12 protein-coding genes are annotated in these 13,588 nt (G+C 67.6%); 8 read left to right on the top strand and 4 right to left on the bottom strand.

The window, feature by feature from the left end:
- Positions 1-48: 48 nt before the first annotated feature.
- Positions 49-1,893, bottom strand: a complete 1,845-nt coding sequence (locus E3O42_RS07515) for an AMP-dependent synthetase/ligase (RefSeq protein ID WP_134453354.1) — start codon at positions 1,891-1,893, stop codon at positions 49-51.
- 203 nt (positions 1,894-2,096) lie between these two features.
- Between E3O42_RS07515 and E3O42_RS07510 the strand changes: the two genes are divergently transcribed.
- The 3 genes from E3O42_RS07510 to E3O42_RS07500 all read left to right on the top strand — a co-directional run bounded on the left by E3O42_RS07510 (position 2,097) and on the right by E3O42_RS07500 (position 5,238).
- Positions 2,097-3,044 (top strand): ROK family glucokinase, encoded by a 948-nt coding sequence (locus E3O42_RS07510; protein WP_134453353.1) that lies wholly within the window; start codon positions 2,097-2,099, stop codon positions 3,042-3,044.
- Positions 3,045-3,110: 66 nt separating this feature from the next.
- The gene (locus E3O42_RS07505; RefSeq protein WP_104164623.1) at positions 3,111-3,800 is read left to right on the top strand and encodes a lysophospholipid acyltransferase family protein; all 690 of its coding nucleotides are present in this window, start codon (positions 3,111-3,113) and stop codon (positions 3,798-3,800) included.
- 94 nt (positions 3,801-3,894) lie between these two features.
- Positions 3,895-5,238 (top strand): class II 3-deoxy-7-phosphoheptulonate synthase, encoded by a 1,344-nt coding sequence (locus E3O42_RS07500; RefSeq protein ID WP_134453352.1) that lies wholly within the window; start codon positions 3,895-3,897, stop codon positions 5,236-5,238.
- 134 nt (positions 5,239-5,372) lie between these two features.
- On the opposite strand, the gene pknB is transcribed toward E3O42_RS07500, so the two are convergent.
- Both pknB and E3O42_RS07490 read right to left on the bottom strand, forming a co-directional pair.
- Positions 5,373-7,322, bottom strand: coding sequence for a Stk1 family PASTA domain-containing Ser/Thr kinase (pknB, locus tag E3O42_RS07495; protein WP_134453351.1), 1,950 nt, complete (start codon positions 7,320-7,322; stop codon positions 5,373-5,375).
- Between the two features lie 91 nt (positions 7,323-7,413).
- Complete coding sequence (locus E3O42_RS07490) at positions 7,414-8,796, bottom strand: LysM peptidoglycan-binding domain-containing protein (protein ID WP_241984706.1); 1,383 nt, start codon at positions 8,794-8,796, stop codon at positions 7,414-7,416.
- Positions 8,797-9,028: 232 nt separating this feature from the next.
- On the opposite strand from E3O42_RS07490, the gene E3O42_RS07485 reads away from it, so the two are divergent.
- Entirely contained in the window at positions 9,029-9,388 is a 360-nt protein-coding gene (locus E3O42_RS07485; protein ID WP_134453350.1) for an Rv2175c family DNA-binding protein, read from the top strand.
- 97 nt (positions 9,389-9,485) lie between these two features.
- Here E3O42_RS07485 and E3O42_RS07480 read toward each other — a convergent pair whose 3' ends face one another.
- On the bottom strand, positions 9,486-10,607 hold the full coding sequence (locus E3O42_RS07480; RefSeq protein WP_134453349.1) for a polyprenyl synthetase family protein: 1,122 nt from the start codon (positions 10,605-10,607) through the stop codon (positions 9,486-9,488).
- Between the two features lie 73 nt (positions 10,608-10,680).
- Between E3O42_RS07480 and E3O42_RS07475 the strand changes: the two genes are divergently transcribed.
- From E3O42_RS07475 to ftsL, 4 genes are all read left to right on the top strand, one after another.
- On the top strand, positions 10,681-11,061 hold the full coding sequence (locus E3O42_RS07475; protein ID WP_134453348.1) for a DUF3040 domain-containing protein: 381 nt from the start codon (positions 10,681-10,683) through the stop codon (positions 11,059-11,061).
- A gap of 333 nt (positions 11,062-11,394) precedes the next feature.
- Positions 11,395-11,826, top strand: a complete 432-nt coding sequence (mraZ, locus tag E3O42_RS07470; protein ID WP_134453347.1) for a division/cell wall cluster transcriptional repressor MraZ — start codon at positions 11,395-11,397, stop codon at positions 11,824-11,826.
- A gap of 145 nt (positions 11,827-11,971) precedes the next feature.
- Positions 11,972-12,964 (top strand): 16S rRNA (cytosine(1402)-N(4))-methyltransferase RsmH, encoded by a 993-nt coding sequence (rsmH, locus tag E3O42_RS07465; RefSeq protein WP_198414091.1) that lies wholly within the window; start codon positions 11,972-11,974, stop codon positions 12,962-12,964.
- Positions 12,961-13,563 carry a cell division protein FtsL gene (gene ftsL, locus E3O42_RS07460; protein WP_134453345.1) on the top strand — a complete coding sequence of 201 codons (603 nt, stop codon included), beginning with the start codon at positions 12,961-12,963 and terminating at the stop codon, positions 13,561-13,563. The genes rsmH and ftsL overlap by 4 nt, the downstream gene beginning before the upstream one ends.
- Positions 13,564-13,588: the final 25 nt, after the last annotated feature.

The raw sequence follows: 13,588 nt of genomic DNA, 5'->3' as shown, positions 1-13,588 counted from the left end.
CAAGTCCTGCGCGGTCCTAGTCCTGCGCGGTCCTAGTCCTGCGCGGTCCTAGTCCCGCGCGGTCTCCCGTACCGGCACGGCCGCCGTCATCGGATTGGCCCCGTAGAGGTTCTGGATCTCGGCCGCGAAGTCCCGGAGGATCACGTCGCGCTTGATGCTCATCTTCGGGGTGAGGTAGCCGGCGGCCTCGGTGAGCTCGATCGGCAGCACCACGAACTTGCGGATGGATTCCGCCCTGGACACCGTCTCGTTGGCGTGGTCGATAGCCCGCTGCACCTCGGCAAGGACCTTGGGGTGCACCGACGCGTCGATGAGGGACATCCCGGCGTCCTCGTGGTTGTTGTTCAGCCAGACCGGCAGCATCTCGGGGTCGAGGGTGACCAGCGCGGCGATGAACGGCTTCTTGTCACCGACCACGACAACCTGGCCGACCAGCGGGTTGGACCGGATCGGGTCTTCGAGGGCCGCCGGCGCGACGTTCTTGCCGCCGGCGGTCACGATGATCTCCTTCTTGCGCCCGGTGATCGAGAGGAACCCGTCGTTGTCGAGGGCACCGATGTCACCGGTCTTCAGCCAGCCGTCGTCGAAGGCGGCGGCGGTGGCCTCGGGGTTCTTCCAGTACTCGGTGAAGACGTTGACACCCTTCACCTCGATCTCACCGTCGTCCATCACCCGCACCGAGACGCCGGGCAGCGCCGGGCCGACACTGCCGATCTTGGCCTTGGTGGCCAGGTTCACCGTCGCGGGAGCCGTGGTCTCGGTCAGGCCGTAGCCCTCGAGGATCACGATGCCCAGGCTGTGGAAGAAATGGCCCAGGTGCGCGCCGAGCGGGGCGGAGCCGGAGACGGCGAACTTGACGTTGCCGCCCATCGCGGCGCGCAGCTTGCTGTAGACGAGCCTGTCGAACAGGGCGAACTTGACCTTCATGCCCACCGGAATCCGCTCGCCGGCCTCGATCAGCTTGGAATGCGCGACGGCGACCTCTGAGGCGGCCTCGAAGATCTTGCCCTTGCCACCGGCCTCGGCCTTCTGCTCGGCAGAGTTGTAGACCTTCTCGAAGACCCGGGGGACCGCGAGCAGGAAGGTCGGCTTGAAACTGCCCAGCGACGGGAGCAGCTGACGGGTGTCCGGCTGGTGTCCCACCCGAACTCCGCCGTGCACGCAGAGCACCGCGATGAAGCGAGCGAACACGTGCGCCGTCGTGATGAACAACAGGGTGGATGCGCCTTTCTCGTCGGTGAGAACAGGCTTGAGGGCGATCCCGGCGTTGCGGCTGGTCTCGACGAAGTTGGAGTGGCTGAGCACGCAGCCCTTGGGCCGCCCGGTGGAGCCTGAGGTGTAGATCAGGGTGGCCATGTCTGAGCCGACGGCCAGGCGGCGGCGACGCTCGATCTCGGCATCCGGAACGTCGACGCCACGGGCGGCGAGCTTGTCCAGGTCGCCCAGGTCGATCTGCCAGACCGTCTCGACATCGGGCAGGTCGGGGTGGACCTCGTCGAAGCGGGCGAAGTGGTCTGCGGTTTCCACGATCAACGCGGTCGCTCCGGAGTCGCTGAGGATCCACTGCACCTGGCTGGGCGAACTCGTCTCGTAGACCGGCACGAGCACTGCGCCGGCGAACCAGACGGCGAAGTCGATCAGCGTCCACTCGTAGCGGGTCTTGCAGGTCAGGCCGATCTTGTCGCCGGGCTGCACGCCGGCGGCGACGAAGCCCTTGGCCAGGGCGATGACCTCCGCGTGGAACTCGGCGGTGGTGACCGGAAGCCAGGCGCCGTTGTCCGGCCGTGAGAACAGCACCAGCTGTGGAGTCTGAGCGAGACGGTCGACCAACAGGTCGGTGACGTTCGCGTTCGGGTCGGCGGGGACGACGGCGGGCTCATCGAACTGTTTCACGGTAGCTCCTTTGGCACCGGGCGGGTAAGTGCGACCACTCTATCCGCTGATTCGACCTGAATCTGCGATTCTCCCGGCGGCGTGCTGATTTACTACACTCTAGGGGGTGCCTTGAGTGGTCGATCAGGTTGCTGCGTGCCCCGTGCCGTTTTTGAGCCGACCTGAAGAACTCACTCTTGCTCCACCAACGAAAGGTGTCAGTCGTGCACGCCATTGGGATTGACATCGGCGGGACCAAGATCGCCGGTGCCCTCGTCGACGAATTCGGAACCATAATCGCGTCGGATCGTCGACCGACCGACGCCGCGGACCCGCGTCAGATCGAAGACGCCGTCGTGGAGATGATCAAAGACCTCTCCGCGGGCCACGAGGTCATCGCCGCCGGCGTCGCCGCCGCCGGGTTCATCGACGCCGCCCAGTCGACCGTGTACTACGCCCCCAACATCAACTGGCGCAACGAACCACTGCGCGAGAAGCTCGAGTCGCGCCTGTCGCTGCCGATCATTGTCGAGAACGACGCCAATGCCGCCGGATGGGCCGAATTCTGCTTCGGCGCCGGCCGCCTGTACAGCGACATGGTCACCCTCACCATCGGCACCGGTGTCGGCGGCGCCATCGTGTCCAACGACCGCCTGTTCCGCGGCGGCTTCGGCGTGGGCGCCGAGCTGGGGCACATGCGTGTCGTGCCCGACGGCCTGCCCTGCGGCTGCGGCGCGTATGGCTGCATCGAACAGTACGGCTCGGGGCGGGCACTGGCCCGCATCGCCAACGAGTTCGCGGACGCCGGTGGCATCGGCCTGGGCCTGGCGGCCGCTCGCTCCAAGCGCGGCAAGCTCACCGGCAAGGACATCGGCCGGCTGATCCAGGACGGCGACCCCGGCGCCCTCGCTGCGCTGCGCCAGTTGGGCGCCTCGCTCGGCCAGGCCTGCGCGAGCCTTGCCGCGGTTCTCGACCCGCAGGTGTTCGTGTTCGGCGGCGGCGTCGCCGCGGCCGGCGAACAGCTCCTGGAGCCGATCCGCACCGCCTACCTCGCCAACCTGCCCGCCCGCGGGTACCACCCGGAGGCCGAGTTCGCGATCGCGGAACTCGTCAACGACGCCGGGGTCGTCGGCGCCGCCGACCTCGCCCGCCGACACGTCACCGGTGAGTAGGCTGGCTGTGCTGCGTACGACAGCGCTGCCCCCCGCCGGCCGGCATCCGCTCACTTAAGGACACCGATGTTCTACTGGTTCATGAAGAATATTGTGGCCGGCCCTCTCCTGCTCGGCCTCTTCCGGCCCTGGGTGATCGGGCTCGACAACATTCCCAAGGAGGGCGGCGTCGTCCTGGCGAGCAACCACCTGTCATTCATCGACTCGGTGTTCCTGCCGCTGGTCGTGCCGCGCCGGGTGGTGTTCCTCGCCAAAAGCGAGTACTTCACCGGCACCGGCCTCAAGGGCTGGGCGACCCGGCAGTTCTTCAAGGCCACCGGCCAGCTGCCCATCGACCGCTCGGGCGGCAAGGCGTCGGAGGACTCCCTGAACACCGGCCTCGCCGTGCTGAACGGCGGGGGGGCCCTCGGCATCTATCCCGAGGGCACCCGCAGCCCGGACGCCCGCATGTACCGGGGCCGCACGGGCGTGGCCCGCATGGTGCTGGAAGCCGGCGTACCCGTCGTTCCCGTGGCCATGATCGACACGGAGAAGGCCATGCCCACCGGCACCCGCATCCCCAAGGTGCGCCGAATCGGCATCGTCATCGGGGAGCCGCTGGACTTCAGCCGGTTCGAGGGAATGGAGGGCGACAGATTCGTGTTGCGCTCCGTGACGGACGAGCTGATGTACGAGCTGCGCCGCCTCAGCACGCAGGAGTACGTCGACGTGTACGCCACCAGTGTTAAAGAAAAGCGCGCCAGCCTTTCACGCTAGGCTCGAATACCGTTCATCCCAGACTCGCGCTCGTGCGGGCCGCATTAGAGAAAACAGGCTCAGTCCCGTGGTAGACCCCACCGAACCGGTTGTAATGGCAGACAAATCTGTGATCGCCGGACTGGACTATTGGCGCACCCTCCCCATCAAGCAGCAGCCGGCCTGGCCCGATGCCGATGCCGTCGCGGCCGCGTCCGCCGAGCTGGCCACCCAGCCGCCGCTGGTCTTCGCCGGCGAGGTCGACATCCTGCGCGACCGCCTGGCTGAGGCCGCCCGCGGTGAGGCCTTCCTGCTGCAGGGCGGCGATTGCGCCGAGACCTTCAGCGGCGCGACCGCGGAGCAGATCCGCAACCGCGTGAAGACCGTGCTGCAGATGGCCGTCGTCCTCACCTACGGCGCCTCGATGCCCGTCGTGAAGATGGGCCGCATGGCTGGTCAGTTCGCCAAGCCCCGCTCCAGCGACTTCGAGACCCGCGGCGGCGTCACCCTGCCGGCTTACCGCGGTGACATCGTCAACGGTTACGACTTCACCCCTGAGTCCCGCGAGGCCGACCCCGACCGGCTGGTCAAGGCGTACCACACGTCGGCATCCACCCTCAATCTCATCCGTGCGTTCACCCAGGGCGGCTTCGCCGACCTGCGCCAGGTGCACAGCTGGAACCAGGGCTTCGCCAAGAACCCCGCCAATCAGCGCTACGAGGGCCTGGCCAAGGACATCGATCGCGCCATCAAGTTCATGATCGCCTGCGGGGCCGACTTCGAGGCCATGCGCCGCACGGAGTTCTACACCAGCCACGAGGGCCTGCTGATGGACTACGAGCGCCCCATGACGCGCATCGACTCCCGCACCGGTACGCCGTACAACACCTCGGCGCACTTCGTCTGGATCGGCGAACGCACCCGCGAGATCGACGGCGCCCACGTGGACTTCCTGTCTCGCGTGCGCAACCCGATCGGCGTCAAGCTCGGCCCGAGCACCTCGATCGACGACATGCTGCGCCTGATCGACAAGCTCGACCCGAACCGCGAGCCCGGCCGGCTGACCTTCATCACCCGGATGGGTGCCGGTAAGATCCGCGACGCCCTGCCGCCGCTGCTCGAGGCGATCAAGGCCAGCGACGCCATGCCGCTCTGGGTCACCGACCCGATGCACGGCAACGGTGTCACCACGCCCACCGGCTACAAGACGCGTCGTTTCGACGACGTCGTCGACGAGGTCAAGGGCTTCTTCGAGGCGCACCGTGCCGTGGGGACGCACCCCGGCGGCATCCACGTGGAGCTCACCGGCGACGACGTCACCGAGTGCCTCGGCGGCTCTGAGCACATCGACGAGGCCGCCCTGGCGACCCGCTACGAGTCGCTCTGCGACCCGCGGCTCAACCACATGCAGTCGCTCGAACTCGCGTTCCTGGTGGCCGAGGAGCTCGCCGTCCGCTGACCGGCCGGCGCCACCGGCGCACCGCACCACCCAGTTGCCCCGTTCCGGACGAGCTGCTCCCCTTAACCGGGGCACCTCGTCCGCAGCGGGGCATCTCGCGTTCCACGCCCCCGACAACCAGCGGCCGGCGGAGACTACCCGAACGGGTTGGTGGGTTTGAGGGTAATGGTGCTTCCTTTGGCAACGGACGTTCCCGCGGCTGGGTCAGTCGATTCGATTTTCAACAGGACGGCAATCTGGTCAGCACCGAGTTGATATTTGAGTTCGAAACCGAGGTCGGTGAGGACCTGCTTGCCCTCACTCCAGGACATGCCCACCACATTGGGGATCTCCACAGGCTCGGGGCCGCGGGACACCGAGAGAATGAGCGTGGAGCCTTCCCGGATCGGGCCCTCCTCGGCGGCGGCGACCGAGATGACGTCGCCCTCCGCGATGGTGTCGCTGTAGATTTCCTCACCCGCTGTGGCGACGAGGCCCTTGTCTTCGAGGATACCGATGGCGTCGTCGACCGCCTCCCCGGTGACGTCGGGGAGTGGCCCGAGCGACACTACGAGGTTGACGTTGAGTCCCTCGAAGTAGTCGCCGCCCTGCGACACATCGCCGCCGTCGCTCTCCCGGCTGGCCGAGATCACCAGGCCTTCCTCGACGTCGTCGCGGAACATCTCGTCGACGTTCCCAGGGACGGCCTTGGCCTCGGCGATGGCCATGGCGGCGTCATCCGCGCTGAGACCGGCCAGAGCCGGCAGCGTGATCGGCGTGGGCCCCTGCGACACGTTGAGGGTGACCGTGCTGCCCTTGGAAACCCGGGCGCCGTCGCCCGGATCGGTGCTGACGATCAGCCCTGCCGGAATCGTGGTGCTGTATTCGGTGCCCTGCGCGGCGACGAGGCCGAGCTCTTCAAGCGTCGCCGTCGCCTCCTCCGGGCTGGCCGACACCAGGGAGGGAACCTGGATCTCCGAACCGGGGCCGACACCGAAGTACCAGCCGGCTCCACCGGCCAGGGCGGCGAGCAGCACGATCAGGCCGAACAACCAGTAGCCCCGGCGGCGGCGTTTCGTGGCGCTGCCCGCGAGCTGCGCGGTGTTGTCAGGTTCGTCGTCGTCGTCGGCCGGCAGGGGTGCGGAAGCGGGGGCCACGGCCAGCGGGCGCCGGCCGAGGATCTGGGTTTCGGCGTCAGCCGATGCCGCCGCAAGGCCCCGGGGGAGCACCATGGTCGCCTGCATCGCGGTGTCGTCGCGGGGCCGCACGAGTTTTTCAACGTCGAGCAGCTGGTCGAGCATTACTCTGGCGTCGCGGGGACGCTCCTCCGGATCACGAGCCGTGGCCCAGAGCACGAGTTCGTCGAGCTCGGTGGGAACGCCGTGCGCGACCAGGCTGGGCATCGGCACGGTGTCATTGGCGTGCTGGTAGGCCACCTGCATGGGGGCCTCGCCCACGTACGGCTGCTCACCGGTGAGCATCTCGTAGGTCATGATGCCCAACGCGTAAATGTCGCTGCGGGCGTCGGCGACGCCGCGGGTGACGAGTTCGGGGGAGAGGTACGCCACGGTGCCGAGCAGGGCCTGACCGGTGGCGGTGTTGTTGTTCACGGCGCGGGCGAGCCCGAAGTCACCGATCTTGATGCGACCGTCGTCGGCGAGCAGCACGTTCTCGGGCTTCACATCGCGGTGCACGATCCCGGCCTTGTGCGCGGCCGCGAGACCGGAGAGTACGGCCTCGAGGATGTCCATGGTCTGTTCGGGCGTGAGCCGGCCGTAGTCCTTGAGCAGGTCCCGCAGGGTGATGCCGGGCAGGTGCTCCATCACCAGGTAGGCGATGTCGGCGTCCTGGCCCTGGTCGAACACGTTGACCACGTTGGGGTGGGCCAGCCGGGCGGCCGAGCGGGCCTCCTGGATGAAGCGGCTGCGGAAGGCATTGTCGTCGGCCAGGTGACCGTGCATGATCTTGATGGCCACCCGGCGCTCGAGGCGCAGGTCGGTGGCGAGGTACACGGTGGCCATACCGCCGCGGGCGATCCGGGAGCGCACCTGATAGCGGCCGTCGATGAGGCGGCCGATCATGGGGTCTGTGGGGCTTTCGGTCACCCGACGAGTCTACGGAAAAGTCGGGCGTTCCTCTGAACGGCCCCCAGCGCGCCGGGACACGATTCGGTCACTGATGCCGAAATCGCGCGTTTCAGCCGAGGTCGGCGAGCCAACTGCGGGCGGATGCCTCCCAGTTGGCGTAGAGGTCGGGGTGCCCGGACAGCTGGACGGCCTGTGCCGCCTGTGTCACCGTCATGGCCTCCCAGCCCGGGATGTCCAGCAGTCCACGGGTGACGCCGGGGTTCGGGTTCACCGGTCCGCCGAAGAAGGCCCGGATGGCCCTTTCCGCGTCCATGACCTGCGCCTCGTTGCCCCAGCCGGAACTGGGGCGCTGCTGGAACAGGCCGAGCGAATCGCGGTCGCCGTAGTCGATGTTGCGCATGCCCGATTCCTGGGCGGCGGCGGCGAGAGCCACGACCAGGGCGGCGTCGCTCGCGCCGGCGGCCCGGCCGACGGTGATGATGAGGCGGGCGTTCGCGGCCATGTCCGCGGTGAGCGGGGTCACGGTTCCCCGCGCCGGAGCGGGCGTCGGGGCGGCCGCCGGAGTGATCACCACGGCGGGGACCGCGTTCAGGACCGGCGCCGAGCTTGCCGGTGCGGAGCTTGCGGCCGGGGAGTTGGGAATGGTCAGCACCTGGCCGGGGTAGATGATGCTCGAGTAGCCCAGGCCGTTGGCTTCCAGGATCGACTGCACCGAGACGCCGGCGCCGGTGGCGACCTTGTCCACGGTGTCGCCGGCGACCACGGTGTGGCTGCCGGGCGTCGGGGTCGTGACCGTTGTCGCCGCGACCGGAGCGACAGCGGGAGCGGCGGCCGAGCCCGCGGCCGGCAGGACGATGACCTGGCCGGGGAAGATGATGCTGTTGCGGCCGAGGCCGTTCACGCTGAACAGGGCGTCGGTGGGCACCCCGTGTGCGGCCGCGACGCCGCTGAGCGTGTCGCCGGACTGGATGGTGTACCGGGTGAGTTCGGTTGCGACAGAGGCCGGGGTCGCGGCGACGGCGACCGGGGCCGTCGACAGGGTGAGAACCTGGCCGGGGAAGATCACTGCGGACCAGCCGAGGCCGTTCAGGGCCAGGACCGAGGCGGTCGACAGGCCGAATCTGCCGGCGATGGCGCTGATGGTGTCACCGTCGACGACGGTGTACTGGCTGGGCGCGGGCGTCGCCGCAGTGGGCTGAACGGCTTGCACCGGCTTGACCGCGACCTGCGGCAGCGTGGTGCGGCTCTTCAGCGGCTTCCTGAGGGCGGTGGCCGCCTGGGCCGGTGACGCCAGGTTGAGCACGATCGCGAGGGTGCTCACCACAACAAGGGGGATGCTGGCGAAGGCGCCGATGGAGCGCCGCATGCCGGTCGGTGCCGGACGGTGCTTGGCAGCGTTCGACGACGAACCCGTGGCCGGTGAGCCTGTCGTCTCGACGGGGGAGTCCGGTCGGACCGTCCCCGTTTCGATCTTGCTGGCTCTAACCGACATGACGCTCCGCTCGTTGACTGCTGGTCGACAACTATCTCCGTGAGAGCTGACGTGTTCTCAACGCTGACACAGATGGTATGCCGAGTCAATTAACCACGCGGGTACACCCCAGGAAGTCTTCCGAATCGGCGAAAAAGGCCGCTCAGCCCGGCCGGCCGTCCGTGCAAGGTGCCGTGCCGGCGGGCCGAGACGGGGGTTTGTCGGCGATGGCGAATCATGGGAAGCTTGAAGAGTGACCGATTCGTCTTCAGTACAAACATCCGCGTCCGACTCAGACTGGCTCGCCATTCCCGAACTGGTCGAGGTCCTCGGCATCAGCCACAGCCGGGTTCGGCAGCTCATCGAGGACAAGCACCTGCTTGCGGTTCGCCGCGACGGCAAGGTCAGCGTGCCGGCGTCCTTCATCCGCAATGGCGCGCCGGTCGGCGAGCTTCGCGGCACCCTGATCGTGCTCGCCGACGATGGCTTCACCGACGACCAGGCCATGGAGTGGCTGCTCGAGGTGGACGACAGCCTCGGAGTTCCCCCGATCGATGCGCTGCTGGCCGGCCGCAAGGCCGAGGTGCGCCGCGTCGCCCAGGCTCTGGCCTAACCAGCACGGCCTAACCGGCACGGCCTGACCAGCACGGCCTAGCCGGCACGGCCGTACCGGCTTCAGCCGGCTCCCGCCCCGACCGTGCGGCGCGTCGCTAGAAGACGCGTCGCGTCACGGTCCCGGCGAAGTCGGTCAGCTCTGCCCCGACCCCGGCCACCACATCTGAACCGTCCAATGCCGCCAGGGCCTGGGCTACGTTCTGCTGGATGAGGGTCTCCACTCTGTCGACGGCTCCGCTGTCCACGATGATCTGCTGCAACGACGAAATCTGATCCGGCGTCAGGTCGGGCCGGCCGAGCAGCCGGTCGACGGTGTGCCGGGAGGCCGTGTCCAGGCCTTCCCTGGCCAACGCGATCAACACGGTACGCTTCCCCTCCCGAAGGTCGTCCCCGCTGGGCTTGCCGGTCACGGCGGCGTCCCCGAAGACGCCGAGCAGGTCGTCCCGCAGCTGATAGGCGATGCCGAGCGGGAGGCCGAAGGCGCGCAGGGTGTCGAGCTGATCGTCGGTGGCTCCCGCGAGGGCGGCGCCGATCACGAGGGGGGCCTGAACGCTGTACTTGGCCGACTTGAAGACGATGACGCGAACGGCACGGTCGAGCAATTCGGCCTCAGGCTGGGTGAGCCAGGCCCGTTCCTCGAGGATGTCGAGGTACTGGCCGGCCGTGACCTCGGTGCGCATGAGGTTGAACTCACGGCGGGCCCGGCGGGCGCTGGCCCGATCGGGGGCGTCGTCGAGTCCCTCGTCGAGAAGCTCGTCGCTCCAGCCCAACAAGAGGTCGCCGAGCAGGATCGCCGACGCCCGGCCGAAATCGGCCGGGCTTCCGGCCCACCCTTCAGCGCCGTGCAGGCTCTCGAAACGACGGTGAGCGGATGGCGCACCGCGGCGGGTGTCGGAATTGTCGATGATGTCATCGTGCACAAGCGCCGCGGCGTGGAAAACCTCCAACGCCGAGGCGATGGCCACGATGCCGGCGGTCTCGCCGAGCACACCGGCGGAAGCACCCGCTGCGGGGTGTCTGGAGGGGGCCGGAACGCTCTGCCAGCCGAGGTAGGCAAACTGGGCCCGAAAGCGCTTTCCGCCGCTGAGAAACTGCCGTGAGAAGTCGACCAGCACAGCCAGGTCCCCACTGATGGTCGTCACAATTGACTCACGCGTATTGATGAATTCGTCGATGCGAGAATGAACCAGATCGACCAGTCGAGTGCTTTCGGTCACCCGCCTAGCCTAGCCATCTCGGCGGGACTAGAATTAGGGTCTAATCCGCTCGATCCCCAATTGGAGGAATGAGATGCCGCTTTCAGAACAAGAGCAGCGACTCCTCGAAGAGATGGAGCGCAGCCTCTATCACAACGATGCCGAATTCGTGGCGAGCGTGGGAGGCACCCGCCTCCGCCCCAATTACCGTTCCATTGTGCTGGGGGTACTCGCCGGCGTCGTCGGGATAGCGACTCTTGTCGCCGGTGTCGCGGTGCAGCAGCTCTGGCTGGGCATCGTCGGATTCATCATCATGTTCGGGGGCGTGCTGCTGGCCATCACGCCGGGCCGCACGGCCAGGGCGACGAGGCCGTCGTCCAACCAGTCCCGTCGTCCCGCTCAGGCCCGCAGTCAGCAGGGCTTCATGGACAAGCTCAATGACCGCTGGGACCGTCGACAGGACGGCCAGCAGTAATCGCACACCAATAGCCAGTATCGCCCGCCGTGAACCAGACGGCGGGCGTTCTGCATTTCCCCAGCCGCTCGCTCTCCCGCCACCCCTGACCCTCCCTTTTCATCCACATCGTCGCACCCCGCAGGACCGGCCACCACGCCGGTCCTTTTTTGCGCCCCAAACGTCCCCACAGGCCCCCAAATTCTGGGATTTTCCTCCACCCAGTGATTCAGCGTGTTTTCGGGGAATAATTGGGCAGATTCGCAGCAATATGCCGCATTTTCCAGACACGGTGGTTGATAGTGGAGTAAAGTGGAGCAACACCTGACCTTGGCCGGAAGAGAGGGGTGATGAATGTTCCTCGGGACCTATGCCCCCAAGCTCGACGAAAAAGGGCGCGTCATTCTGCCGGCCAAGTTCCGCGAGGACCTCTCGACCGGCATCGTTATGACGCGCGGCCAGGAACGGTGCCTGTACGTCTTCACCTCGCGTGATTTCGACGAGGTGCACGAAAAGATCCGTCAGGCGCCCATCACGAGCAAGGAGGGGCGCGACTTCTTCCGGGTCTTCCTGTCCGGAGCCAGCGCCGAAACCCCCGATAAGCAGAACCGGGTGACCATCCCCGCCAACTTGAGGGCCTATGCGGGCCTGGGCCGCGATCTCACGGTCATCGGCGTGGGCAACCGCGTGGAGATCTGGGACACCGAGGTCTGGGACGCCTACCTCATCGAGCAGGAAGCCTCGTTCGCCAACATCACGGAGGAGGTGATTCCGGGACTCTTCTAGCTCCTGGTGCCCGACTCCCAGCCGTTGCCCTCCTGACACACTTCCCCGGTGCCAGGCGGAACGGATGGGGATCAGGCCCCAGGATCCGGCCCCGGTAGCTATGAACAACAACGAGAACAACGACAAGAACACGACGAACAACCAGATGAACAGCGACAAGACCCCCGACGGCTCGGCCGAGCGGCCGCAGCTGAGCGAGATCCACACCCCGGTGCTGCTCGAGCGCAGCATCGAGCTGCTCGGCCCGGTTCTGGCCGCGCCCGGAGCGATCCTCGTGGACGCCACGCTCGGCATGGGCGGCCACGCCGAAGCCATGCTGACGCGGTTCCCCGGTCTGACCCTGGTGGGCCTGGACCGCGATCTGGCCGCCCTGGCCATCGCCGAGGAACGCCTCAAGCCGTTTCGTGACCGCATCCACCTCGTGCATACCGTCTATGACGGCATCCTCGAGGCGCTGGCCGGCCTCGGCATCAGTGAGGTGCAGGGAATCCTCTTCGACCTCGGCGTTTCCAGCATGCAGCTCGACCAGGTCGAGCGCGGCTTCTCCTACTCCAAGGATGCGCCGCTGGACATGCGCATGGACAGCACGTCGCCGCTCACCGCCGATCGGATCCTCGCCGACTACAGTGAGGCAGACCTGCGGCGGATCTTCCAGGAGTACGGCGAAGAAAAACTCGCCGGCCGGTATGCCAAGGCGATCGTGGAAGCCAGGGCGACGACCCCCTTCGTGCGCTCCGCCCAGCTTGTCGAGGTCATCACCAAGGTCACCCCGGTTGCCGTGCAGCGGATGGGGCACCCCGCCAAACGGGTCTTCCAGGCGCTCCGCATCGAGGTCAACCAGGAACTGGCCGTCCTCGAGCGTGCCATCCCCGCCGCGATGGAGGCCGTGGCCGTCGGCGGCCGCATCGTCTCGATGGCCTACCAGTCGCTCGAAGACCGCATCGTCAAGCGGATGTTCGCCGCCGCGTCGCAGTCGAGCGCCCCGGCCGGACTCCCCGTCGAGCTCCCGGAGCACAAACCGCTATTCACCCTGCTGATCCGGGGTGCCGAACTGGCGTCCGACGAGGAAAAAGCCATCAACCCCCGTGCAACATCGGTTCGCCTGCGTGCCGCCGAACGACTGAGGAGAGCCGAATGAGCGACAACCTGGCCCGGGTGCTGACTACAGAGACGCTGCGCCCCGAATTCGACGAACGCCGCGCCGACGAACGCCGCGCCGACGAACGCCGCCACATCGAGATCGTCAGCCCCAGCACTCACACGCGTCCCCGCGTCGTCTACGCGCTGTCGGCGGTGGCCTGCGTCGGTGCCGTCATCGTGGCGCAGCTGTTGCTGAGCGTGGGAATCTCCCAGGGTGCCTACGAGATCTCGGCACTGCGCGCCAGCCAGGTCGAGCTTGGCCGCACCGCCGACAGCGTGAGCGAAGACCTCATCCGCGTCTCCTCACCGCAGAACCTCGCCGCCAATGCCGAAGCACTCGGCATGGTCAGCAACTCCACCCCGGCCTACCTGCGTCTGTCCGACGGCGCCGTCCTCGGCGCGCCGACCTCGGCCAGCGGCACCCAGGCCGGTGCCGCCGACCTCGTTCCCAACTCCCTGCTCACCGGGGTTCCCCTCGTCACCCAGCTGCCCGCCGGCGGCCAGGGAACCAGCGTCGCGTCCGGCGCGCCTGCCGCCGGAACTGCCACCGCGGCGGTTAGGGTAGCCGACGGCCTGCCGTCGCCGACCACACGATAGACGCCGGTACAGTCCGATACGAGAG

The sequence above is a fragment of the Cryobacterium adonitolivorans genome (assembly GCF_004402695.1).
In the GTDB taxonomy this organism is placed as follows: Bacteria; Actinomycetota; Actinomycetes; order Actinomycetales; family Microbacteriaceae; genus Cryobacterium; species Cryobacterium adonitolivorans.
The sequence above is the reverse complement of the archived record's forward strand: the minus strand, read 5'-3'. Positions and strand labels throughout refer to the sequence as shown.